The sequence below is a fragment of the Siminovitchia fordii DSM 16014 = CIP 108821 genome (assembly GCF_000374565.1).
Lineage (GTDB): Bacteria > Bacillota > Bacilli > Bacillales > Bacillaceae_C > Siminovitchia > Siminovitchia fordii.
The window spans coordinates 81,737-107,503 of sequence record NZ_KB894687.1 but is presented as its reverse complement, the minus strand read 5'-3'; the positions used below and the strand labels follow the sequence as shown (position 1 = coordinate 107,503).

22 protein-coding genes and 1 pseudogene are annotated in these 25,767 nt (G+C 38.3%); 1 reads left to right on the top strand and 22 read right to left on the bottom strand.

Going from position 1 to position 25,767, the window contains the following annotated elements; translation table 11 throughout:
- Positions 1 to 470 precede the first annotated feature (470 nt).
- Complete coding sequence (locus tag C509_RS0106275) at positions 471 to 2,354, bottom strand: glycosyltransferase (RefSeq protein ID WP_018706068.1); 1,884 nt, start codon at positions 2,352 to 2,354, stop codon at positions 471 to 473.
- A 232-nt stretch (positions 2,355 to 2,586) separates the two neighbouring features.
- Here C509_RS0106275 and C509_RS0106270 point away from each other — a divergent pair.
- Positions 2,587 to 3,048, top strand: a pseudogene (locus C509_RS0106270) (MBL fold metallo-hydrolase); the annotation flags it as partial.
- A 536-nt stretch (positions 3,049 to 3,584) separates the two neighbouring features.
- Here C509_RS0106270 and solA read toward each other — a convergent pair.
- The 21 genes from solA to C509_RS0106165 form a co-directional block, all read right to left on the bottom strand.
- On the bottom strand, positions 3,585 to 4,715 hold the full coding sequence (gene solA / locus C509_RS0106265) for an N-methyl-L-tryptophan oxidase (protein WP_018706067.1): 1,131 nt from the start codon (positions 4,713 to 4,715) through the stop codon (positions 3,585 to 3,587).
- Between the two features lie 32 nt (positions 4,716 to 4,747).
- Complete coding sequence (locus C509_RS23490; RefSeq protein ID WP_018706066.1) at positions 4,748 to 6,178, bottom strand: sodium:solute symporter family protein; 1,431 nt, start codon at positions 6,176 to 6,178, stop codon at positions 4,748 to 4,750.
- Between the two features lie 61 nt (positions 6,179 to 6,239).
- Positions 6,240 to 7,331: an NAD(P)/FAD-dependent oxidoreductase gene (locus C509_RS0106255; RefSeq protein ID WP_018706065.1), complete on the bottom strand. Its 1,092-nt coding sequence runs from the start codon at positions 7,329 to 7,331 to the stop codon at positions 6,240 to 6,242.
- Complete coding sequence (locus C509_RS23485) at positions 7,315 to 7,653, bottom strand: (2Fe-2S)-binding protein (protein ID WP_018706064.1); 339 nt, start codon at positions 7,651 to 7,653, stop codon at positions 7,315 to 7,317. Before C509_RS23485 ends, C509_RS0106255 begins: the two co-directional genes overlap by 17 nt.
- A gap of 15 nt (positions 7,654 to 7,668) precedes the next feature.
- Complete coding sequence (locus C509_RS0106245; RefSeq protein WP_018706063.1) at positions 7,669 to 8,742, bottom strand: NAD(P)/FAD-dependent oxidoreductase; 1,074 nt, start codon at positions 8,740 to 8,742, stop codon at positions 7,669 to 7,671.
- The gene (locus C509_RS0106240; protein WP_018706062.1) at positions 8,732 to 9,037 is read right to left on the bottom strand and encodes a (2Fe-2S)-binding protein; all 306 of its coding nucleotides are present in this window, start codon (positions 9,035 to 9,037) and stop codon (positions 8,732 to 8,734) included. The genes C509_RS0106245 and C509_RS0106240 overlap by 11 nt, the downstream gene beginning before the upstream one ends.
- A gap of 104 nt (positions 9,038 to 9,141) precedes the next feature.
- On the bottom strand, positions 9,142 to 10,251 hold the full coding sequence (locus tag C509_RS0106235) for an NAD(P)/FAD-dependent oxidoreductase (RefSeq protein ID WP_018706061.1): 1,110 nt from the start codon (positions 10,249 to 10,251) through the stop codon (positions 9,142 to 9,144).
- A 50-nt stretch (positions 10,252 to 10,301) separates the two neighbouring features.
- The gene (locus C509_RS0106230) at positions 10,302 to 11,024 is read right to left on the bottom strand and encodes a GntR family transcriptional regulator (RefSeq protein ID WP_018706060.1); all 723 of its coding nucleotides are present in this window, start codon (positions 11,022 to 11,024) and stop codon (positions 10,302 to 10,304) included.
- A gap of 882 nt (positions 11,025 to 11,906) precedes the next feature.
- A complete protein-coding gene (locus C509_RS0106225) occupies positions 11,907 to 12,239 on the bottom strand; it encodes a helix-turn-helix domain-containing protein (RefSeq protein ID WP_018706059.1) in 333 nt (110 codons plus the stop codon).
- Between the two features lie 106 nt (positions 12,240 to 12,345).
- Positions 12,346 to 13,302, bottom strand: coding sequence for an ATP-grasp domain-containing protein (locus C509_RS0106220; protein WP_018706058.1), 957 nt, complete (start codon positions 13,300 to 13,302; stop codon positions 12,346 to 12,348).
- A 21-nt stretch (positions 13,303 to 13,323) separates the two neighbouring features.
- Positions 13,324 to 14,628: a type III PLP-dependent enzyme domain-containing protein gene (locus C509_RS0106215; RefSeq protein ID WP_018706057.1), complete on the bottom strand. Its 1,305-nt coding sequence runs from the start codon at positions 14,626 to 14,628 to the stop codon at positions 13,324 to 13,326.
- A gap of 59 nt (positions 14,629 to 14,687) precedes the next feature.
- Positions 14,688 to 15,551, bottom strand: coding sequence for a GNAT family protein (locus C509_RS0106210; protein WP_018706056.1), 864 nt, complete (start codon positions 15,549 to 15,551; stop codon positions 14,688 to 14,690).
- Between the two features lie 24 nt (positions 15,552 to 15,575).
- A complete protein-coding gene (locus tag C509_RS0106205; RefSeq protein WP_018706055.1) occupies positions 15,576 to 16,505 on the bottom strand; it encodes a beta-1,6-N-acetylglucosaminyltransferase in 930 nt (309 codons plus the stop codon).
- A gap of 34 nt (positions 16,506 to 16,539) precedes the next feature.
- Positions 16,540 to 16,668 (bottom strand): hypothetical protein, encoded by a 129-nt coding sequence (locus tag C509_RS27190; RefSeq protein WP_018706054.1) that lies wholly within the window; start codon positions 16,666 to 16,668, stop codon positions 16,540 to 16,542.
- Positions 16,668 to 17,840: an aminotransferase class I/II-fold pyridoxal phosphate-dependent enzyme gene (locus tag C509_RS23480; protein ID WP_018706053.1), complete on the bottom strand. Its 1,173-nt coding sequence runs from the start codon at positions 17,838 to 17,840 to the stop codon at positions 16,668 to 16,670. Before C509_RS23480 ends, C509_RS27190 begins: the two co-directional genes overlap by 1 nt.
- Before the next feature lie 90 nt (positions 17,841 to 17,930).
- Positions 17,931 to 18,545, bottom strand: a complete 615-nt coding sequence (locus tag C509_RS0106190; protein ID WP_018706052.1) for a sugar transferase — start codon at positions 18,543 to 18,545, stop codon at positions 17,931 to 17,933.
- On the bottom strand, positions 18,529 to 19,599 hold the full coding sequence (galE, locus tag C509_RS0106185; RefSeq protein ID WP_018706051.1) for a UDP-glucose 4-epimerase GalE: 1,071 nt from the start codon (positions 19,597 to 19,599) through the stop codon (positions 18,529 to 18,531). The genes C509_RS0106190 and galE overlap by 17 nt, the downstream gene beginning before the upstream one ends.
- A gap of 52 nt (positions 19,600 to 19,651) precedes the next feature.
- On the bottom strand, positions 19,652 to 21,604 hold the full coding sequence (locus C509_RS0106180) for a right-handed parallel beta-helix repeat-containing protein (RefSeq protein WP_018706050.1): 1,953 nt from the start codon (positions 21,602 to 21,604) through the stop codon (positions 19,652 to 19,654).
- A 46-nt stretch (positions 21,605 to 21,650) separates the two neighbouring features.
- On the bottom strand, positions 21,651 to 23,213 hold the full coding sequence (locus C509_RS0106175; protein ID WP_026319713.1) for a lipopolysaccharide biosynthesis protein: 1,563 nt from the start codon (positions 23,211 to 23,213) through the stop codon (positions 21,651 to 21,653).
- Between the two features lie 154 nt (positions 23,214 to 23,367).
- Complete coding sequence (locus tag C509_RS0106170) at positions 23,368 to 24,564, bottom strand: O-antigen ligase family protein (protein WP_018706048.1); 1,197 nt, start codon at positions 24,562 to 24,564, stop codon at positions 23,368 to 23,370.
- Positions 24,565 to 24,612: 48 nt separating this feature from the next.
- On the bottom strand, positions 24,613 to 25,764 hold the full coding sequence (locus C509_RS0106165) for a glycosyltransferase family 4 protein (RefSeq protein WP_018706047.1): 1,152 nt from the start codon (positions 25,762 to 25,764) through the stop codon (positions 24,613 to 24,615).
- Positions 25,765 to 25,767 lie beyond the last annotated feature (3 nt).

Sequence of the window (25,767 nt, the reverse complement as noted above, 5' to 3'; positions counted from 1 at the left end):
AGGCAGCAAAATGAGCATCATTTTCGTTAAAGCACGAGAAGCATTTGAGCGGGACGCAGAACGCAAGAAGACACAAAAGCCTCCAACTGTTCCTAAAAACAAAAAAAAGACATGATTTCACAAAACGAGTGCAGCAATCGTCCTGCACTCGTTTCCTATCTCTAAAAAACTGACCAAATACCAACCCTTAATAAAGAAAAAAGCTGCAAAGACACTCCGGCGAGGTTGCAGCGTACACCAATCGAGTAACAGTCCTGAAGGGCATGCAGTGAATATCAGTGCCAATATAAAATCAAGCGACATTCAGCTAAACATTTTTACATGGACATGAACAGTAGATAATATCGTGAAGGGTATATACAGCCAAAGGAAATGCCACTCAGAAATAACGTCAGATAATTTAATCAGTCCCTCCTCAAAACCTTAAAAAATGTTAAGAGGGAATATCATGTTATGAATTAGGCTAAAGACTAAGATCCGCTTCTTCGGATCATGTCCCTGATTTTAGCTTTATAAGTTTCTTTAAATAAATAAGTATTAATGCGCTGCTTTTTCTTTGGTCGATACACCTTTACGAAAAAATGCTGGCCTTTCTTGCATAATTTCAGGTTAGCATTACGACTTCCAAACCATGGTGTTATGAACGTCGGCCGTACAAATTGATGAAAATTCAAACAGGTGACGCTCAAATTCACATCCCAGCAGCCTTTGTGCAACTTAGAGAGATCTGTAAACTCTCCATTAAATGTTAAAATGCCAGATTTATCCCATCTCACTGACAATGGGATATATAAATCTTCCATGTCTTTTCGTTTACGCATTTGGAGAAAAAGAATGACCTTATGGCGGAATTTCGGCAGAAGTCCCTTAAAATATACCTTCCCTTCCACTTTTATACCAATTTCTTCATTAACAGTTACATTCATCCATTCCGCTCCGATTTCTTTGATATGAACCCTTTGCTCCTTTTGTTTTTTTGCCTCATTAAATATATCCTTCCATTTTTGGGCCAGCTTTTCCTCTCCAAACATTTGTGCAACCTTGATTGCTTCCTTGCTTAAATCAGACCGCTTCTTTTTATCTAAAAAAAGGGAGATCATTGCATCAGCCAAGCCTTTTATATCACCTGGCGCAACAAGGAGACCATTTTTTTCATGCCTGATAATATCCGTTGGGCCATATTTGCAGGCATAGCAAATCACAGGTGTTCCTACACTCATACTTTCGATGATGGACATGCCGAACGCTTCGGACTTGGACGTAATCAATGAAAAGGCAGCTCTCCGAAATGTTTTTTCTACGTCGTAGGTAAACCCTCTGATAAAAACGTGATTTTCCATCCTTAACCTTTTAATAAGACTTCGGTACCGGGCTTCTTCTCTTCCAAATCCCCAAATCTCCAGCTTGGATTCCGGCACCTTTTTGACCACCCTTTTAAATGCTTTGATTGCGTGAGGAATTTGCTTGACTCCTTCATACCGCACAAGCATGACAGCAGTGAAAGGGTCATGTTCTTTCGAAATTTCTGCCGGTGTAAAAGCTGGATGGCCAACCGTATGAATGGTGGACCTGCGTCCAAACCTGTTGCTGATATCTTCCGCTTGGCTTTCTGTTAATGTAATGATCGCGTCAAGATGATTCATTTGATTAAATAATAAGCCGTTCCTTTTTACCAGTGTACTCCCGTATTGATACGGAGACTGAAGATGATTGCTGTGTAAAACAGCCACTTTAGCTGCCTTTTCACCATTGACTCCCATGAGTATTTTGTCCGTGAAGCGACTATCCGACAACAAAACCGCTTCCTTTCTTTCTAAGAGCGATTGAATAAAATGATGGCGATATTCTTTTACTTTTTTAAATGAATTAATTGTATTGCCATCACGCCCGAACAGGATATAGTTGCCGTTAAGAAAATTTCTTTCCAAAAAACACCAGCCTTCTTTTGTCAGTAACAATTCCTTCATTTCTTTCCCACTCTTTTTATCATGAAGCGTTATTTTTCTTGGACGTCCTTGTTTGTCAAAGAGCATATACTGATCGATGGATTCTTCATCGTTTTTTAAAGATGGATTATGAAAAAGAGTCTTTGCCATTTCATCCGGGTTTTTGAGTTCCGGCTGATTCATAAAAAATTCATACACATTATAATGTTTGATCTTGTCATTCCAAAGTCCATTCTCTCGGTATTGCTTTATGACCTGATCATAATCGGGATTAAAATCGAAGGTGATCAAACCAATTTCTGAATAAAGTTGAGTCAATATATTTGCACGTTGAATGGCTGCACGGGTCATCCCTCCCCTGACGGCCTCAATGGAATGCAGCATGAAGTACACGGCGTATTCATTCAAAGCAGTTCACCCTTTTATTTTCTTTTTATAGGGATGGACAAATAAATATCGAATTAAACTGTTTTGAGGTAAAAATAACCGTGGTAGAACGAGCCATGTATTTTGGACCTATGCTATCATTAAGCTTTCTGATATATAGGAGTAACCAGTTTGTCAGAAATATTTCAATCATTGTTCCAGTCAAAAATTCCTTGAAAAGCATCAATTTCTATTTACTCAAACGGATCAGCCACTCGCATTGTTTGATGCAGGATTGGATAACACCGAGTGCTGGAATGCTTTGGACAATACATTAAGTAAAGATGGGTTTAAAATACACAATATTACTCATATTTTCCTGACTCATCATCATATCGACCATGTCGGACTTATAAACAGAATTGCTTCAGTGAATCCCGTTCCAGTATTCACCCATACCCCTTCTTTTCCACGCTTGAAGAGAGACCCGGAATTTATACAGATGAGAATTAATTTTTTTGAAAAGCTGTATAGGGAAATGGGCTGCGGGGAAGCCGGCGTGAAGCAGGTGGAGTACTTAAATAGGACGGCAAAAGCGAACCAGTCCCGAAAAATTGAAGGCGAACTAATTAAGATAACAGGCGGCACTTTCGAGGATTTGGAGATCGTGAAATTCCTGGGCACGCTCCGGACCAAATTGCACTGTATGATCGGGACAAATAACAGCTTTTTTTAGGAGATTTGTTGATCAACCTATATTTCAAGCAATGCTCTAGTTGAACCGGACAAAAACGGAAAAAGAATTTGTTCTTTCTATCTATTTGAATTCAATGGAAAAATGCTTGGTTCTTCCCTTGCACACCGTTTTTCCAGGGAGTGGTATGAAAACCACGTAAACTGATAGAAAGCAGACTTGCGGGAACAAAAAAGAATTAACACATACCGGTAGAACTCTTGTAGCAACCCGAGGATTTCCATAACGAAGATAGAATTATTGAAGCTGTAGCAGATTTACAAGAAGAGGAGTTATAAAAGGTATATTTTCTTCATTAAAATTATTTTATACAAGAGTTTGTTTAAATATTGGGTTTAAAATGTAAAAATACCCCTGCTCAATGCACTTAAGCCAGGGATATTTTTGTAAATGCGTCTTTAAGGAGTTTTCCATCGCCTTTAGAAGCTAATTGATAAGGCGTCACTAAATTGTTTAGCCCTTGTGTTCACTTATTAATTATTAAACAGGTCTAGAAACTTTCTTCAATTAAACTCTTCTTAATAAACCAAGTTTCGTTTAATATCTAAATGTGAAATATCACGATTCGTTTTTCCATCCAAAATAAGTTCAGCTGCAATAGTTCCAATAACTGGAGCCATTTTAAATCCATGTCCAGAAAACCCACTTATCAAAATTGTATGATCCATGCCGGGGATTTCCCCTATAACGGAATGATCATCTTCCGTATAGCCATCCATATAAACGCTGGCTCGTACAGGATCCGGAATCAGCCCGGGTATCAATTCTCTTACTGCATCGCTAACTTCCATCAGTTCCTCCAGAGAGACATCGCGATTTAAAAAGCTTGGATCTGATACCCTATCTGGATTTTTGGTATTAGAAGCCTTAACCATCGTACCGTCCAAAGTAGGTGCTCCAGTTAACCTAAAACCCCTTCTCATTCTAGCAAATATCGGAAAAACCTCCGGTTTGAATTCTACAAGTTTTTTTGCAGAAAACCATGTTAAAACTAAGCGTCTAGCATCTATATTAGTTACTAATTTGGGCAGTAATTTTTTTGTCCATGCTCCCGTTGTCACTAACAATTTGCCAACCCGATACGATTTTCCGTTTGCCACAATTGTCACGCCTGTTGGATCGGGAAGGATTTTTTCTACTTTAGTAAACCGGTGAATTTCAGCACCTAGTTCTTCAGCACGGTATGCTGCTGAAATTACAGCTAGTTCAGGCCGGAGAAAGCCAGCATTTTTATCAAGAATCATAACCTCTTCAGGAAATAATTTAAATTGCGGATATTTTTTAAACGCTGTTTCTCCTTGAATTATCTCATGTTCTAATTGAAATTCTTCAATAGACTCCATCACGTTTTGCATAACTTCTGTTTGAGGGTCGCCAATCATAAGTCCACCATGTAGTGTCAACAATGTATTTCCAGTTTCATTCTCCAATTGCACCCAAAGTTTGCGGGCTTCCTTCAATAAAGGTACATACTGTTTTCCTTCCATGTAAGCTGTTCGAAATAGCCTTGACTCTCCCCCAACTGCTGAACGGTCGTTTCCAATACCAAATTGTTCAAATCCTAATACAGATACCCCTCTCTTTGCCAACTGCCAAAGAGCCATACTCCCCATTGTTCCTACACCAATTACCGCTACATCAGCATCCATTATATCCACTCCTTTTTTGTAAATTCAGACTATTACGCTTGTATTTCTTTTTGATCAAGATTTTTATCCATTTGGTTTTTATCCGTAAACATGTAATTAAAAATAATAAATCCTACTAATGAACCTAAAATGCCAAATGCGGCGTACGGGATTTGTGTTCCTATGATTTGTGCAATTGCTGCGCCGATAACGCCAAAAGACATGCTGGCAATTGCACCTTTGGCATTTAATCGTTTTGATTTTCTCAAGAGAAAGCCACCGAATATCGGAACCAATAAACCGGATGCCGAGTAGGCATAGGTTGCAACAAGCCATCCTAAAGCCTTTGGATAGTACAATGCCAAGAGAACTGCCAGGGTAATAACCAATACGGACATATATCGAGACAGCTTTAAGATTTTTCGGTCATTGGCTTCAGGATTAATATAAGAGCGGTAAACATCGGTCGTTATATTGACTACGACAGATTGAACCGCGCTGCTGACGGTTGACATAATGGTAGCAATGATGAACGCGCCATACAGTGCCATAAACCAAAGCGGGATTTGCGTTAAAAACCAACCCGAGGCTAATTCTGGATTTGCTAAACCCGGGTTCATTGAACGAATCGCAATTCCCATAAATGACGCCCAAACACCACTCAGCATTCCGACAATTGCAGCAATGATAAAGCCCTTCTTGGCCACTTTAGGGCTGCTAGCCGCATAAATTCTCTGATATGACATTTGGTTTGTCAACGCCCCCGGGAAGATTGCCAATATCCAAAGAATAATTGTTGTTGTCCCCACCGCCCCTAAACCTTCAGGGAAACTGACAATATTTTCAGGTACGTTTGAAATGATTTCAGACCATCCGCCAGCGAGATTAAGAATATAAAACCCACTAACCACTGTCATTACAACCATGATACAGCCAAAGATAAAGTCTGTCCAAGCAACTGATGCCATGCCTCCAGGTAGTACAAACAATAAGCTTACGGCAGCAAAAAAGACTATTAATACAGTAAAACTAATCCCTGTTATATTCGAAAATAAGTTTCCAAAGGCAACCAATTGTGTACATAGCCAGCCGAATGGAACTACAATTGCCAAGAACGTTACAACGCTAATCATTATTTTATGATCGCCATATAATTCTTTGAAAATATCAGGCATTGTTGTAAATTTATGTTCCTTTAACCAGCTTGCCAATAACACTAATATCACAATGCCGATTGAATACAGTAGATTGTAAGTGACAGCTGACCAGCCAGCACTATAACCTATACCGATATGGGCAACCAGCACTCCCCCTCCCACGCCAGTGGCAAATTGTGTTCCTGCCACAACATATGTTGGCAAAGACCTTCCACCAACAGACCAGCCTTCACTGTTTTTGTTTTTTCGGCCAATCCAAATCGAAATCATTGCTCCACCAGACAAAACGACAATTGCACTTAACAATATAACAAGAGTAGCATTCATGTTTTTTCTCCTTTATATTTATTTTGTCTTGGTGTATAAAGATGGCGTATTGTTATTTAATTTATGCTAATTGCCTGAACTCCTGGAATCGATCTAGTCTTAAGTTTTTTAAACTAATGGATGTCTCTCCATACTCAAGAAGTTCTGTCATAAGCGTTCCAATTAGTGGTGACAATGTAATCCCACTGTGCATAACTGTAATATATGCGTTTTCCATGGATGGGATTTTCCCTACAATCGGAAATCCATCATATGTCATCACTCTAATGCCGGAAAAACATCGGACAATATTTGCTCTTGCTAAGTCGGGCAAAAAATCGACAGCCATTTTTGCTGTATCCTGAATGATATCCAGGGTCGTTCTTCGATCATAACCAACCTCCTCCTTGGAATACCCAATCAAAATTTCTCCATTATCGGCTTGTCGCATCCCCCCAATTGTATGTTTAATAAGTGGTGCCAATGGTTCTGTGATGAGAATTTGGCCGCGGACTTGTTTAACAGGAATATAGACCCCCAGTAGCTTTCCAACTTCTTTTGTCCAAGGTCCAGCCGCCAATATTATTTGTTTTCCAACAAAGCTTTCTTTTGCGGTAACTATCTCATACATACCTTTATTCCTATTTATTTCTATAACGGGATTGTAAAAAGAAAATTGGACATGATTTTTCTTAGCAGCCTTTAGATAAAGATCAACCATCCGAAATGGATTTACATTTCCATCTAGTTTGCTGAAAGTAGCACCAGCAATTTTGGGAGACAATGCCGGTTCCTTCTCCAGTACTTGTTCACGGTTTAATACCTCGATTTCTATACCAACTTCTGCCTGTTGTTCAGCTAGCAACAGGGCTCTCTCTCGATCTGACTCATCAAAAAAAGGTGCTATACCTCCTGTCCGTTTGTATTCTACATCCCCAATTTTCCTTTCCAAAAAAGGATATAATTCAGCACTAAGCATACTTAGCTCTCCATACCAAGAGGGGGTCTTACTATGCACCCACACCCAAGCCTGTGTTGATCCAGAAGTTCCTGATAGAGGATAACTTTGGTCAATAACCAGAATTTCTTTTTGTTTACTTTCAGAGAGATGGAAAGCGATGCTACTCCCTATGACACCGCTTCCAATAATGACGACATCATATTGATTTTTCATGATTCACACCCTCTTTCGAAGCCGATTCACCGAAAACGGAAATGACACTTGAGGAGGTTTCTTTGCCAGCTAAAACTCCAATTCTTGTTAATTTTAGTGGCATACGCATTCGGGGGAGCTTAACCTTACCCAAAGGTTTGTCTAGTGATTGACTAATCACTTGCCTTACCATACTTGAACAGATCTTTGCTTGACATGGTCCCATGCCACAACGAGTTAATCGCTTGATATCATCAAATGTGTGTGCACCAGATTGAATTGCAGTTTCAATTTCACCAAGAGTGATTTCCTCGCAAGAACAAATGATTGTAAATTCATCCATGTAAATCCCTCCATCTTAAAGCAACTGTGTTAAGGTATCTCCTTGAAACATTTTTATCATTTGCGCCCTTGCTTGAAATACTTCAGGTTTTTCTATTGATCGAATGGCCTTCCATAGCGTTCTTCTTTGCTGTTCTACTTCTTTTTCATCTAATTTATTTAATGAGGCTGCCACACTGAGCCCGGCAATTTCTGCTGTTAGCAGAATCGATCCTATATCGGTTGTTCCTGCAGCATTCCCAGCAACATAAATAGAAGGACAGCTCGTTTCCATGGAAAGTGTATACTTAGGCAACCATCCTCCTAAACGTGATTCATAGGTAAAATCACAATCCAAAATTTCAAATGGTTCTATAATCGGTGATAAACCTTTTCCAATACATACTAAATCGACACTCAGTTCTTTCATCTGATTTTCGTGCCGAACCATCACCTTTTCCACTTCTCCAGACCCAAAAGCCCGTTCAATAAATCCGTTTACAAAAATAGGAGTATTAATGTCTTTCAGAAGGTTAAGTGTTGCCGGATCATTTGCTAGTAATAAAGATTCCTCTTCAATAATCCCTTTAATGTGTACTCCACTTTCCTGAAGTTGTTTTACAACTTCTAACGTGAAGTTATTGATTCCCACTACAAGCGCATTTTTCCCAGGAAGGACTCGTTCCCGGTTCAATAGAATTTGTGCGGCTCCAATGGTCATCACGCCCGGTAATGTCCAGCCTGGAAAGGCAAATGCTTCTTCTGCAGCACCTGTTGTAACGATGATTTTCTTGCTTGTAATCGGTATAGTTGTTTGCTCGTTTGCTACCCCTATTCTTCCATCATTATAGGTTCCAATCACGGTATGGTTGAGGAGAGTGATAACATCATGCCTATGAAGCTTTTCAATTAATTGATCAGCAAGACCGGTACCTGTTTGGGAGGAAAGTTTCTGATGAGGATTTCTAAGCTGCTGAGTTTGCTGGCGTAATTGTCCACCTAAGGAAAATGATTGCTCCACTAAAGTAACATCTAATCCGTAGGAAGCAGATACTCCTGCAGCATGCAATCCAGCTGGTCCACCTCCAATGACCAAAACATCAGTTTCCATTTACTAGCCTCCTTAGATCCGGATCTCCATTGTTGGAATAAACATTTGCTCCTTCCTCTACAAGGGTCATACAGCTAAGTACATGATCTAACCCATTTACTGAAACGAAACAGCTGTAACATCTGCCACTGGCACAAAATACTCCTCTTGCTTGCTGAAGCTTACGGCTTAATCCTAATTTCCGTATTCCGTTTGCCATCAATGCACCTGCAATAGTTTGCCCCCTTCTCGCCTTCATCAGATTGCCATCAAAATAAAAAGTTACTCTACTTTCGCAATTTTTTGAAGTTTCCATACGAGAACCTCCCTTAAAGTTATAATGTTATAATATTATTTCCTTTAGTTAGATACAGGTAAGTAACAATAATCTAACCCGCGCTACTATAAGACTTAGTCCGATTAAATTATGTTTCTTTCTGGTTTAAATATACTTTGGTCAATGTCTAAATCTAATCCTTGAGCAAGGTCAGCTGCTAGACTTCCAATAAAAGGTCCCATGGTTAATCCCGACGCCCCTAAACCTGTAGCAACAATAACTTCACTAAAATTATCCAGTGTACCAAGCAAAGGCAATATGTCTGGTCCCATTGGCCGAAAACCTATTCTTACTTCTTTTAATTGTCCGTCGGCCAGTCCGGGAGCAACTCTTAATGCTTCAGACAATACCTCATGAACTCCACCTGCTGTTATTTGATAACTGAATCCTGAACCTGTTTCTCTTGTAGCACCGGCAACGATACGTGAATCATCAAACGCCAGCATATAGTGATTGCTCTGTGGCAAAATAATCGGCCAATTCGATGTATCAGTATTAGGCAATGTGATGTGTACAATTTGTCCGCGCTGTGGTTCTACTTTGATATCCACGCCAATTGGCTTCAGCAAGTTTGGCACCCATGCGCCTGCGGCAATAATGACCCTGTCCGCATAAATAACTTTCTCTTTAACCTTTACACCAACTATCGAATTTGCTTCCTTAATTAAGGAAGCTTCTCCGCCCACCAATCGTAGTTTATGCCTTTTGGCTGCTCGTATCATGGCATCTCTAAGCATCCTTCCATCTACCCTTGCCGCGCCCGAAAGAAAAACAGCCTGCAGATCCTCATGCAGCGGGGGAAAAAGTTTGCGAGCATCCTTAGAGCTCAGTCGTTGGATATTACCTATTTCTGATGCCTTCTCTGATTTTGCTCTAACTAATCTCTCAAGCTCGTCCAATTCTTCCGGATTGGAACTCACACAAAGTGCCCCTACCTTTTTATATCCCTCTGAATTCTCTCCATCTTCCTCTAAGTTTGCTAGTAGATCAGGATAAAACAATGCTCCCCTTCGAGCAATGTGATACCAGTCCTCTCCTCTCTGGGTTACCCAGGGAGATACAATTCCTGCCCCGGCATCAGTGGCTGCGCCCTTCCTTGCATTATCAATCAATACAACATCGTGGTTCCTTTTAACCAATTGATATGCAGCGCTTGCTCCTACAATTCCACTGCCTATAACTATTACTCTCATATAATCAGGCCCTCCATTTTTTCATGTTGTAAGACAAAGTTCGATTAGGTCTACAGCTTAATTTCAAGAAAGTACTTTGATTGATCTTGTTTAATAATAAATTTGGAGTATTCAATGATGTGATTGTCATTATTAAAGGTGAATCGCTCAAATACAAACAACTGCACCCCTCTTTCAACATTAAGGGATTCTGCTTGATACTCATCTGCTAAAACCGTAGAAAAATATATTTTAGCTTTATCAAGCTGAACCCCATAGCCCCTTTGAAAAATGTTATAGAGCAAATTATCATCTATATCCTCTTGATGTAAATCAGGAAATAATTCTTGTGGGATATAAGAATATTCAAGTGCAACTGGTTGATCTTGTTGTATTTTCAAGCGTTGGATTTGATACATTAAGTCACCTTCTTCAATACGAAGAAGTGCAGCCAGCTCATCATCAGCTTGAACTATGTTAAAGTACAAAGTTTTATGGGGGTGATGCTGGGCTTCCCATTCTTCATTTTTAAGGGTTACAAATTTTGAAATATCTTTTTCTTCTATATGCATAACAAATGTTCCTTTTCCACTTTGGCGGTACAAAAGACCTTCATCCACCAATTCAAGGACTGCTCTTTTTATAGTGATAGTGCTAACTCCAAACTGTGTAGCCAAATCCTTCTCTGCAGGTAATTGGTACCCTGCAGCCCATTCTCCCGAAATGATTTTTTTGTGTAAATAATCTTTTACTTGTTGATATAAAGGTATTGCTAGTTCTTTATTGATCTTCATGTTGCTCTCCTATCTTTCATATACTAATAATCATACTTAAACTTATAATATTATAACTTTATATATGTTAGTTTCTTGGTAGTATATAATTGATTGAGGTATATGTCAACAGAATATTCTATATATTCGGGATTCCGTTGGTAATTCGTTTTATTTGACAAATAATGATTAACTCCATATACATCACAACTGTAACAACAAAAGCCCTTTCCTTCGCCCTTTGTTCAGTCGCCATGGATTGGATGGTTTAATCGGTTAATCATAAGCACTAAATAGAGAGAGCTTCCCGCCAAAGTTAAACGAATCAAATAGTAATAACCTCCTAGAAAAAAACTGTCGAAGTTAATGCTTTTGGAACATGCTTGAGGATATTAGATGAAGTGGACAACTACGGTGAAATAAAGATAAAGGCGGAGGAATGTCTTCTCTACATGATGGGAGGAAGCATACAATTTTTCCAGTTCTCGTTGCGCACTGGTTGCCCCGTCCGTGTAACCCGAACCGATTTACTTCGTCCCAAGCAATAATGATGAAGAAAAATGGACAAGTGGATCAAACAACAATGAACGTTAATAAAGTTTACCTATTGTTTTTACTATGGCTGTTCCATTCATAGAATGATGTAACCATTAACGCTTTGAAAACATCCATTGAAGCTTCTGAAAAAGTGACCAAAAAGGAGCACCCCCTAATGAGAATGCCCTATTCAAAGTATGGAACTTACTTGTAAAAGGCTGAAAGCAAAATGGGGTGGCGTACATATACAAAACCTGGGTTAATATGAAACCAGTTCCCCTTCATGATAGGTTAAAGTTTTTTATTACTTTACAAACCCGTTTACACACACGCAGGCCATCATTTCTTTATCGTAGTATGAGTCTGTCAGTCCCTTTCTTTCTGCCACTTAATAAACTCTATTAATGTTTTATATTCTACAATCTTATCTTTATCAATCCCTGTTGCTTTCAGCTCTCTTACAAATTCCTGCCACTCTGTTTCCAGACATTCCTGGTGTTTCACTTCAGCACCGATAAGCGTTGTTACATCGACCTCCAATATAGATGCTATTTTATTGATTACTTGAATAGAAGGATTGTCATTTATATTTCTCTCAAGCCCGCTTATATAGGATTTCGAAATGTTCGCCTTCTCCGCCAATTCAGATAATGTCATTCCTCTTTTTTTCCGCAATTCTACAATTTTTTTTCCTATCATAGATTCATACCTCAATGTTCTATAAATTTTTTCGGAAGTTAATCAAGCCGAAAAATAAAACTTTACTTATCGACGGCCTTTTCCGACAAAGTATTTGTAGAATGACTTAAATGACCATAACATGGTCATACTTCACCATGGTGCTTCCTTCTTCATATTCGCCTGCGATACTATTCGTTTCACCTCGAATATTATTGATGATATTTTCAACGAAATTCTGCCCCATTTCATGGGCATGTAGGTACCCTCCGCCAAACCTTGGATTAATTTCTGATACCGAATAACCATTTTCCGTTCTAAAGAAGTCGATATCTATTGGTCCCACAGGCCTTAGAGCAACTATAAGCCTTTCAACAACTTGCTTAAGCATGGGATCTTTGATAGCAATGGATTTATCCGTTTCACCGGCTCTCATGTTGAGTTTTCTTTTTAGAAAAACATTAGTGGCCTCCTTTGAAAGTAAATCTATATAACAATCTGCACCAAATTCCTCTCTGCCCATATAAGGCTGAAAAATATAATCCTGATGCTCTGCCTTGAAAGGCTCCAGCTCTTCTATACAATTCACTTTATATATTCCGATACTGGCACTGCCATTTCTAGGCTTGATGATAAGAGGAAATTGGATCTTCTTATGGTTCAGATCGTTCTTGAGATCGTTTATATCAATATAGGTTGGAACCGGAGGGATATCATTTGCCAGTAAAAATTCATATGTCCGATACTTGTCATAGCAAATATCCACCACTCTTTTATCAGGTACTACAATTTTTATGCCATCATTTTCAAACTCTTCTTTAACGTGAGCCAATAAAGATAATTCAGGATCTATCAAAGACAGAACGCCTTTGATATTATATTTTTCACACAGCTTTTTTAAATATGGAATGTAATCGGGATGGTCTATACGAGGTACGATCTCAAACATATCGGCGTGATGCAATGCTGCTGCAGTCTGGTCACAGTCCACCGCGACTACCTTTCCTCCGACTTTATGAAGTTCCTCTTTAAAATATTGGATCAGCTTAACCCTGCGTCCAACGCTGCAAATTAGTATATTCATAGACATCTCCTCAATTTTTTCTTAAAAAACATATATCTCATCATTAAAGAATTGCCTTAACGTCTCTTTTTTCCGTGCAGCAGTAAATTCCATATTATCCATGGCTACTATGCCAGGGCGTTCTTTGATAAAAGGAGGATTAAAAACAATTGTATAGGCTCCGACATTTTCAAAAATAATATAATCGTCTTTCATGGGCAGCCTGTCTTTTATTTCAGAAGCCAGGTAATCCTTCTCCATACATGTGTATCCCACTATATTAAAAACCTTCTTTCCCTTGCTGCCATCATGATTTCTTCTCACAATCTTCATCGGGAGATTATTTTTATGCATGGTCGGTTTTACGTTATGGACACTTCCATCAACCAATACAAAATAGTCATCCCTGATTTTCTTACTTTCAATTACTTTTGCAATAAATAAAAAAACATTGGCAACCATCGCTACTCCAGGTTCCAATATCAAAAGCGGCTTTTTGTGATAATCACTGAATTCTTTATTCATAATTCCGCAAATCGTTTCCGCATAATCGTCAAATGTAGGAACAAACATATCGTAAGGTTTCGGCAATTCCCCGTAAATACCACCACCGACGTCAATGTACTCCAGACTATTCATTATGTTTTCTTTGGCCAACGTACAAAGATTTTGGGTGATGATTTTAAAAGACTCCAAACTTCTGTCTTTTGTTGAAAAGTGTCCATGCAATCCTACAATCCGAATATTTTCCATTTTATTTAATTCTGTTAAAGCATATTCCAGATTCCCATTGTTGACGCATATTCCAAACCTGCTGTATTTATAGCCTTCCTGAAGAGCACTGAACCCATTTTGTGAAATATCAAAGTTCACCCTTAATCCTATTGGCACTTCGACTTCAGGATTCCTTGCTGCAAACCTCTTCACAAAATCGATTTCATACAAAGAGTCAATATTGAGGATGCTCTTATTGGTCAAGGCATAATTGATATCATCGATAGTTTTTAAAGGTCCATTGAAGATAATTCTTTTCGGATCTTCTCCTATTTTCAACGCTAAATCATACTCCAGGCGGGAAACGACCTCAGCATATGCTCCTAATTTTGATAATTCCTTGCACAGATACGGTAAATAATTCGTCTTGTAGGAATAACCAATGATAAAATTCGCATATCTGCTTCTGAAAGCTTTATCTATTTTTTGGTAATTTTCTCTTAACTTTTTCACATTTAATACGTAAAAAGAAGAACCGTGCTCATCCTCCAGTTGTTGAATACTATCATGGTCCAATAGTTCATGTTCGAATTCCGGGCTGTTTGTCACTGTACCTGCAATTGAACGTTCCACTGATTTCCCTCCATATATTTTTGCCGTAACCAGATCATAGTAGCCAGGCCAGTTTCATTTCAGGAAGTCCTCCTCTTTCTTTGGGAATTGGACACAGTTTCAAAAGTAAAGGCGTATTCATGTCTTCGTCTCCATTTATAGTAGAAATGTAACATGAGTAGAAAAATCTTTCCGCGAATTCCATTCGCTTTGTATATTCTTACATCGTAGCCGTTAATGGATCCGAATGATTTTTTATATTGATTTACATTTTTTCCTTTTTCATCTTCTTCCCCAAATATCTTTCCCCCAAAGTTATACCAGCTGCATCCTCGTCTTTTAGCACTTTGTATGTTTTTCCAATCCAAATATTTATTTGCCCTGCCAATTGTTTGGCCATTTATTGAATCACCTTTTTTATTTCGCCTCAACACTGAGTAAATTCCATATGCCTGCTTGGTGTTTACCAGATAGGCGTGTGCACAAAGAACTTGATGATCGTAATTCGTGATATAGGAAATCACTAATGCCCCTTTATCCCTGATTGCCCTTAATTTTTCAACATTACACCTCTTTATATTGATCTCTTTCGCAAACTCATTGTAAAATTCACCAAATTGCATGATCTGCCCATCTGTAGGACTCTCAAGTTCTGTCAATATAAATTCATCATTATTTATGGCCTTTCTGATGTTCCTTCTTGTACTCCGGCTCATATTGCTAAAAATTCTTTCCTCAGGCTGTCTTAAATCTATTAAATAATTAGGTATTAACAAGCATACCGAATCCTTTGGCTTAACAAAATCATCTAAATCCTCATTGGAAGTAAAAAGCTTCATATTCAATGAAATATGTGTTTTAGGTTCCATTAAATATGAAGCATTTCCTTTTCCAACCCGTTCAGTGACACTTAGAAATCCTATTTTATAATTAAAAGTTAACATTTTTCCTCCTGACCATAGCTCATGCTAGTTTAACGACATTTCTTTCTTATCAGAACTGCTTCTGTCAAAACTAACCCTATGCACAAAATAATCAACCACTGATCTATCCACATCTTCATCAAATTTCCGGGCAAAATAATGGCCTGATTCCTCAATTGATTTTATATCCTTTTCCCTTAAGAAAAGAGGGGAGTTTCTTGTTTGAATTGTATCGCCCCAATTCACATGCATAAAGTTGTTATTAACTACATCTTCCCTGTAATGGGAGTTCATTATGATGGTATGAAAAAACCATTCATCCGGACATAATGTGTTCTCAAAGTATTTGTAATACCATGGATTGGAATCTATGAAATCGATCATATATCGGGCTACTTCCAACGGTATAGAAAACCATTGAGCCCCATTATACAAAGAATAATCTTCGGGCCAATCATTTTTATTGGGAAACAAATTGAGTCCTTTCCGGTATAAGCTTTGAACAACACTCCTGTATACTCTGGCAGGATGAAATGACGTATACCTTCTCCGTGTGATCTTGGGCCAATTGGTATTCATTAAACCCAAGTTTCTTTTATCCACCCTTCTCAAAGTGATATATATGTTTTTTTTGTTACTTGCCAATACGTCTTTAAACCCGTTTTTGACCAAGAGGTCCTGACCGCTTCTCAAACAAACGAAATCGTAATTTTTTTGTGCAGACAAAACTTCTCTCATCAACTGGATAGTTGTATCAACTTGACTAATATCGCCCCACTCACAAACAAACGCTTTGTCTAATACTTTTACATTTTTCTTTTTTATCAATTTTCTGCGGATATCGTAATTCCTTTTGTCAATATGGACATATACATCAGCCTGATCATCCGAAGTCAGCTGATGAATAAACTTGTTTACTTGTTCGGGATTTTTGTGTATTTGTAAAATATAGGCGGTCTTTTGAGTAAAACTCACGTCCATATCCCCTTTTCACCTTAAAAATTCGATATCATTGACTGTATTCAGATTCAATCATTCGAATGATTTCGCTGATTAGTTCCCTTAACTCCAACTCTTCGGCTTGCTTGACTTTTTCATGGGTATCAACCAAAAGTTGATATAGCTCACTCTGTGTCATTAGATTATTTCACCTGTATAAATGTCATTTATGGTAAAGAAGGCCAAAATTCTATTGATTACTTTAATTTGTTGTCCTTTGGTCATCCCTGACCCTGATGGAAGGCAGATACCTTTTTGAAATAATTCTTCTGCTACATGTTTGTTTTCATTATGGGGATAGTAGGAAGCCCCTTTAAAAAGAGGCTGCAAGTGTAGTGGCTTCCAAACATGCCTGGCCTCTATATTTGCTTCATTTAAAAAATTCAATAAATCACTCTTTGAAACGCCCTGGTCCTCATCTACCAATAATGAAGTCAGCCACCGATTCGAGCAGGTGTTTTCCAGTTCCTGCATGAATGTAACCCCAGGCAAACCTGATAAATAAAATTTGTATTGATTGAATATAAATCTTTTTGACCGCACTCTATCGTCGATGACCTCTAACTGAGCCCTTCCAATGCCTGCTAATATATTGCTCATACGATAGTTAAATCCCACTTCGCTGTGCTCATAATGGGAAGCATTGTCTTTTGCCTGTGCTGACCAAAACCGGGCTTTTTCTATTGCATGTTGATCGTTCGAAACAAGCATTCCCCCTCCGGATGTTGTGATGATTTTATTTCCGTTGAATGAATAGATTCCAAATGCCCCCATTGTACCGCTTGCTTTGCCTTTATAAGTAGATCCGAGTGATTCCGCTGCGTCTTCTATTACCGGTACGGAGAACTTGTTGCATATGTCTAAAATTTCATCCATTTTTGCAATTTGGCCATATAGATGGACAACAATAACAGCTTTCGGCAAGACCCCTGCAGCTTTCGCATCCTTCAATGCTCTTTCTAATGCTTGTGGGGACATGTTCCATGTGTCAGGCTCAGAATCGATAAATACTGGGTTGGCGCCCTGATATAAGATAGGATTGGCACTGGCTATAAAAGTAAGTGTTGAACAGAAAACAATATCCCCTGGATTCACCTCAAGAAGCCGTAAAGCCAAATGAATTGCCGCAGTTCCTGAATTGACAGCAACAGCCCCTTTTACCCCTACAAAAGATGCAACCTCCCTCTCAAACTGATCCACGTTCGGCCCCAATGGTGCAATCCAGTTTGAATCAAATGCATCCTGAATATATTTAAGTTCATTTCCGCTCATATGCGGCGGTGAAAGATAGACCCTCTCTTGGTTATTCATCACTTTTTCTCACCTCGCAAAGCTGGTTAAAGCAAATTCTATCGGACATTCGCTTTTTCCCCATAGTCCCTTTAACTGCATTGTGAAAGATTAATAGGAAGTACGTTTTTGGTTTCCGCTGTCCCCTTCAAAATCCGGCATGGTAACATGACTGCCATTATTGATTCCCTCTGATTTCAATACCTTTTTAATCGTTAGCAAAAGAATTTTTAAATCCAATAAAAAACTGTGATTTTCTACATACCAGATATCCAACTCAAACTTTTCTTCCCATGTAATTGCATTCCTTCCATTTACCTGAGCCCACCCTGTCATTCCCGGTTTGACCAAATGCCGTTTGGCCTGATCTTCTGTATATAATGGGAGATACTTCATCAGTAATGGCCTGGGCCCTATTAAACTCATCTCTCCCTTCATAACGTTTACCAGTTGTGGCAGTTCATCCAAGCTTAACTTTCTGATCGTTTCACCAAAAAAAGTCAATCGTTTATGCTCAGGCAACAGGTTCCCTTCTTCATCTCTTTCATCTGTCATGGTCCGAAACTTATACAGCATAAAGGGTTTGCCATGTAAACCCGGGCGCATCTGCTTGAAAATAATCGGACTTCCCAGCATAATTCTGATGGAAACTGCCGTTAACAATATTAAGGGAAGAAAAAAAATAAAACAGGCAATAGAGATAATCAGATCAAAGGCTCTCTTCATAATTCACCACCGCATGTGCATTAGTCATGTAATGAATTTTGTGTGAAATATACCCCTCCGGATTACGGGACTGCCACCTCCATGTATCTTCACACATTTCAATAATTCCTTTTGAAGCACGCCAACCAAGCTCTCTTTGTGCTTTTGCCGGATTAGCATAAATAATATCGATATCCCCAGGCCGCCGCTCTACAAAACGGCATGGAATTTTCTTTCCAGCTGCCTTCTCAAATGCATCAACCATGTCTAATACGCTGTATCCCTTTCCAGTTCCAAGATTATATGTTTGAATACCTGTTGATCCCAGCAATTTTTCAAGTGCTTTTACATGCCCGGCAGCCAAATCGACCACATGGATATAATCCCTGACACCCGTTCCGTCTTTAGTGGGGTAATCATTTCCAAAGACTTTCAGTTCATTCAGCTTTCCAATCGCCACCTGTGAAATATACGGGATCAGATTATTGGGAATCCCATTAGGATCCTCACCGATCAACCCGCTTTTATGTGCCCCAATGGGGTTGAAATAACGCAAAAGGGCAACATTCCACTCCGGATCAGATACTTGCAGGTCACCGAGCATGTCCTCGATAATCTGCTTAGTACGTCCGTACGGATTTGTTGCCCCTACTGGATCTTCTTCAGATATAGGTACTGAAACAGGCTTGCCGTATACCGTTGCCGAAGAACTGAACACCATTCTTTTTACTCCATGCTTTGCCATCACCTCACACAAACGCATCGTTCCTGTTACATTATTATGATAGTAGGCAAGCGGAACATTCACTGACTCTCCAACAGCCTTGAATCCTGCAAAATGAATAACAGCCTCAATCTTATTTTCTGTAAAAATGTCATTTAAAGCAGTGCTGTCCAATATATCTGCTTTGTAAAAGGTCAAAGGCTTTCCTGTAATTTGACGAACCCTCTTCAATGATTCCGGTTTGCTGTTTGATAAATTATCCACAACTATGATTTCATAACCAGCATTCAGCAGCTCCACACAAGTATGACTGCCAATATATCCTGCTCCGCCTGTAACTAATATTTTCATTGGCCACATCCTTACATAAAAAGCGCTTCAGCCAATAATACGCTGAAGCATGCTAGTTAATCTTATTTTCTTTTACCGAACTTAATAATGATTCGGGGACCCTGATTTCGTTCACCTCATTACCTATTAACGAATTTTCTTTTATCATTACATCCTTCACCAGCCTTGATCCACTGGATAATTCAATGGCTGCCCCCGTTGGATGAGCGTTGTTCCCATCGGTTATATATTTGATAAGATTATTTGAAATTGTTAAATGCTTCATTGAACCTTTTCCGTTCTCACTTTGATATATTCCCCTTTTTCCACCCGTAATCACGTTATCCTTAATCAAAACATTCTTTATTGACATATGGGATTCAATTAGAATGAACATACCAGAGGTATCCATGATATCATTACTTACCATCTTTACATTTGAATTCTCTCCCTGCAGTGATAATGCGTATCCGCTGTTAGCCGTAAAAGTGTTATAAGCAACTGTCAGTCCTGACATCGGCACATTTTTTATACTGGAGGTTTTAATTCCATCGATATAATTGGAGAATGTATTGTTTGATATCGTTGTATTAACAATTGAATCGGAAGCAAATAAATGAATTCCTGTCCCCTTATCCATTCCATTAAACTGATTATTGAAAATGTAAGTATTTTGCGCCCCTGCCATAATGTTTATTCCATCAGCTGCAGTGGTAATCGTATTTTCAAATATCCGCGTTCCATTTGAAACTAACCTGCCATTTTCCCCTCCTTCTATTCGAATGCCACTCACTCCTTGAATAAGGTTGTTATGAATAGATAAGTCTTTGTTCCTTCTCCAAACAAATATGTCGGATACAAATAGTTTATTGTCATAAATTGCAGTACCGGATGTATCCATAACAAGCAATGAGCATTCGGGTCCGTTAACCACATTGTTTGCAAAAACAACTCCATGAAAAAAATAACCCGGGTGACTTTTACGGGCCATTCCTGAATCTGAGCCAGCCAATAATATACAATATTCACTTGAATTGGTGACAATCTTATTGCTTTTAATAACTGCATCAAAAAATTGGATTTCTTCCCATGGTTCAAAATGTATGCCCGGCCGCCCAGTTTCAGATGTTATTGTGTTGTTAAAAATAAACAAATGGTTCGCCTGTTCAATAACAACTTGCGAACGCTGATTCTCAAGGAGAATGTTATTGGACACAGTTACGTATTCGCTTGTTTCTTTAGATCCTGATATTGATATACCGTCTCCAACCGAATTCATTAGCCGATTGTTTTCAATGACAAGATTATTTTTATCAAAAGCAAAAATGCAATGCATATGTTCGGTGCCATTTGGATGGCTTTGATAGTTTCCATCGCAAGTAATGGATTGAATTTTGGTATTGTTATCCATTGTGATTAAACGGGTGTACCCGTCGGGTGCTTCATTCGATAACTTTAATATGACGTGATCTCGGCTTTGACCAACAAGGTTTACTTTTGGTTTTAGAAAAATTGGATGTAAAATATATGTCCCGGAAGGTATAAAGATATCTCCTCCACCTTTAACTGCCAGGTCATCAATGGCCTCCTGGAATGAATTTGTATCATCATGGATTCCGTCACCATGAGCTCCATAATCTTTTACGTTGACCGTCCGTCTTTTTTCAGAGACCGATACCGAAAAAGTTTCTGACAGCCCTTCAAATAAAACAGTTATTTTTACCGATCCTGGTCCAACACCCGTGATGACACCGGAAGAATCGATAGTGGCCACTTTTTTATCAGTGGTAGTATAGGTTCCAAGTTTTGATATGTTTTTTTTAGTACCATCGGAATACACTGCTAGTGCAAAAGTGACTTCTCTTTCTTTCATTTTCAGATCATAAATGGCTTTATTTAGACTGATGGATACAGGGACGGCCTTCGGTTTTTCTTTTTGATTTCCAACAAAAAGAAAGATGGCAATTGCAAAAAAAGCAGAAAGCAATAATATAATGAAAATGGCGTACCTACTGAATAAACTCACATCCCTTTGGTTTTACCATTCTTTCGTTAAATTTTAAATATCTCCACTAAAAGTTCTTCACTTCCGGTAACTTTTTCTTAAAAACGGTCTTTCGGATAACGTCAAGAATTAAATCTTTAAAATATTGGAATTCATCAGTCTTTCTAAACATCATGAAAAATAATAGATTAGTGGCAACTATTGAAATCATTATTTTAGAAGCCAGAACAAGTACATTTGTCTCAGGTAGAAGAGCACAGATCCCATAACTGATCGTTGCGGCCATAACGGTTGCCAATAAATATTTGGAATAAGAAATGAAATATGCTTTCGAGCTAATATGAAATCCGTACTTATAAAGCACATACGGCTCAACCCAAAAACATGTAGTCAATATACTAATAATGGTACCAAGAAAAATGCCGCCTATTCCCATTATTTTCAACAACATAATAGACCCGGCCATATTGATCAGAGATTCTGCTACGGGCTTGTAGCGATCATACCAGTATAATCCCAATGCGTCCCTGAAGGTTAAGGTAGCTCTCCTCATTCCGTCAAGAAAAAAATGGATGACGATTAGTAAAACGATATCCATCGAAAAAATGAACTTTTCTCCAATCCATAGTTCAATCATGGGATTTACCGTACATAATATTCCGACAGAAGCAAAGCCATATAGCCAGAAATTCATAAAATAGATTTTCTTAAAGATTTCTTTGGTCCTTGCCTTGCTCTCCGTCACCCCAAAATTGCCAACACTCGACTTTACCGCTTCAAAGAATTGCATAAGCACGATATTTAATGCGGTTAGAATTAATCGGTAATTGGAATATAATCCAACGGCAAGAAGACCCACAAAACTAGAAATGAGTATGTTATCGGTTGATAAAACAATCACGTTACCCATTCTATGCATAGCCATGGCTTTCACATTTTTATAGATTCCTTTGATGAATGCTCTGTCCAGCTTTGCAACTTTTTTGCTCTTTAAAAAAGGATACAGCCTATCAGCAGTCCTTGAAGCTAAGATATTTTCCAAAATATTGAGGATTAACTGGCATATAACAAAAAAAATGAAATTTTTCCAGATTATTAGGACAATGCACTGGACAATATTAAGAAGAATAAAACCGCCGTACCTGTATGTTGCATCAATATATTTTCTTTGATCGGCAATAATCAGTGATCTTTTGTATGAGTAAAAATAAGTCACTGCAGCATTTAATACAAACAATATAAAAATAAAATGTAAATGGGGTATGACAGGCATATCCTTTATCAAATAATGAATAAATGGAGCCACTGTGATTCCAAGAAGAATAATCAGAGATCCAATGATCAAATATGCCTTTTGATATAATTTCAGAAGTGACTTGATTAACTCTATATTATTTTCAGCTATAGGTTTGTATAGGCTAAAAACAAGAGCAGGACCGATTCCCAACTCCACTAATGATAAGATTGTAATGATATTTGTAAATAGACCGTCTAGTCCCAAATATTCAACCGAGAGCGTTCGGACAAAGACAATTCTGGCAATAAAACTAACAGAAATACCAAGTATTTGGCCGACCATTAAGTAACTTAAGTTTTTTAGGGACGAATGGGTTCTTGCCTGATTATTCATCATAATGCCATACAGAAAGCCGAATTAAGCAAAAGTTCAGCTATGCAAAAGTACATAATTCTCACCTTTTTCATATATATAACTGTTGAACAGGTATACCGACAATTTACTTGCCTTATTAACAACCTATTTACTATTCCTTCGGCTCTTTCTATTATTTTTCTTCCTCTTTTCCCTTCATACATAAAAAATAAAATAGAACGAAGTAAAACCAAAGAACTGTTCTCCGTAAATCATTGATTCCAAGACCATACATGATTAGTGTAAAAACTGCGCATAGTATAAAAATATTTACACGGGTGATTCTGATCAGCCTGAAGATCAATAAAGCATATAGAATCCCTCCCAATATTCCTCCCTGTGTCAGCACCTGCAAAAATGTATTATGAGCTTCAGTCCCTTGAAATATTTCATTTCCGGAAAAAGAGCCGGGGCCTAGCCCGACAATTGGTGAATAAAGCCAAACTTTCAAAGAATTGATCCATAATAATATTCGGTGTTCCCCATTTGAGCTTTCCTCAAAAAAATCTTTTACAATTCCCGCTATAATATCAAAACTGAAAAGCAGTCCGATGAATGCCAGACAAATAAAAAATGCAATAATGCTTGCTGATCTATATTGTCTTCTTAATTTTCTCCATAGGAGCAAAGCAATAATTAGTATGGTTGTGTTCACCCATGATGAAACCAATGTGTTCGATGACGTTGATAATCCCATACTAATCAATAAAATTATACTTACTGCTGTTATAAACTTCACGATATTATCGGTTTCTCTTTGTATAATATATAGTGCGACAAATGGTAGAGGGGCAATAAAATAGGCAAATTGATGATAGTCCGAAGCAAATGGCGAAAAAATGTCCGCACCATCATACGTTAAATAATGCCCGGCTATATTGTCTATCCCCATCAAATACAATAAGTAAAGAAAACCAATCACTAAAAGCCCGCCCCAATAAACGATTTTCAGCAAACTATACAGATCAATTGACCGCATCTCGTTAAACTTTGTTTCAAAAGTCAGGCATAAGAACAGAATGACTATATAGGAAGTATAGTCAAACAGAACAGATTGCGGTGCTATATCAAGCAAGTTGTTCACTACGAAACCGATCGTAATAATATACAAATAAACTATCCAAAAAATTGTAAATGCATGCTCTGAAATTCTAATTACATTTACTCTGCTCTTTATAAATTGACCTATACAAAGCAGTAAAAGGATGACTTCTCCAATTCCAAATCGGCCAAACCTTAACGAAGTAAAACCGAAAAACAATACCATTATGAGAATTACAAGTTTTTCTAAGGAAAATGTGGTTTGCTGCTGTTTCAGTTTATATTCCATTTCAACACCTTTTTAGATTTTCTTCTCTCATTTTTCCAAACAATCCCCCTACTGAACCTCCCACTTCCCATCTTTCTCTTCTCCCATCACCCTTCGGTACACTTTCTTTTTTTCTTCCAATATTTTTTCAAGCGAATATTTACCTACGATAATTTCCCGCCCATATCTGCCAAACCGGGTGCATAGTAGCTTATCTTGAGCAAGAAGTATTAACTTTTCGGATATATCTTCGGCATTCCCTTTAATTAACCACCCATTTCTATCATTGAAAACTAACTCTCTGTGCCCCCTGTTATCAACGGCCACTACAGGCAATCCACATGCCATAGCTTCCATGATATTTACAGGCAGGCCTTCCCTTAAACTGGAGGCTGCAGCTACATCGCTGACATTTAATAATGTTTGTATATCGTTTCGATACCCAAGAAAATCAACCATCCCTTCCACCCCCAGCTCTTTGGCTAAATCCATGCAATCATTCAGCAAGGGGCCTTGCCCGGCTAACAACAACCTTGCATTTGGCACCTCTTCTTTTATGAAAGACAGTGATTGAATCAGCGCTTTCTGATTCTTGTTTTTATTAAATTCTGCTGCATAAAAAATTAAAAAAGCATCATTACGGTAATGATACTTTTCCCTCAGTTTCGTTTTATAAAATTTGTTTACAGGGGTATAAAAATCCGTATTTACTCCGACTCCATGTATATGTTCGATCACTTTAGACTTAAATCGTTTTTTTACCGCCCTTACAAAGTCCTCTTCATTGATGGTGATTAAGCAATCTGTATAACGTGCAAGTACTTTTTCAATCGGATAATATAAAATCCAATTGATTAATGGTGCCCCTTTGAAAAAATGAAATCCATGAGCTGTATACACTACTTTTGTCCCGCACTTCCTCGCTTTGCGGGCAGCCAATCTGGATATCACTCCACCCATGGGGGTGTGACAGTGAATAATGTTGTACTGATTTTCCTCAATTAAAGATTTCAAGCTTTTATAAGCTTCTAGGTTTTTCCAATTCAATGGCGAGCGCTCGATAGGTATGGAATATTTCACATCGACATAAGGCAGTGAATTGTCGCCGGCCGCAGCTACGTGAACTTCCCACCCCTGCTGCTTGAACCACTGTAAATAAGGCAAATGAAAAGAGCTGAAATGAGTGTCTACTGTAGCACAAAATAATATTTTTCTGTTCATGGC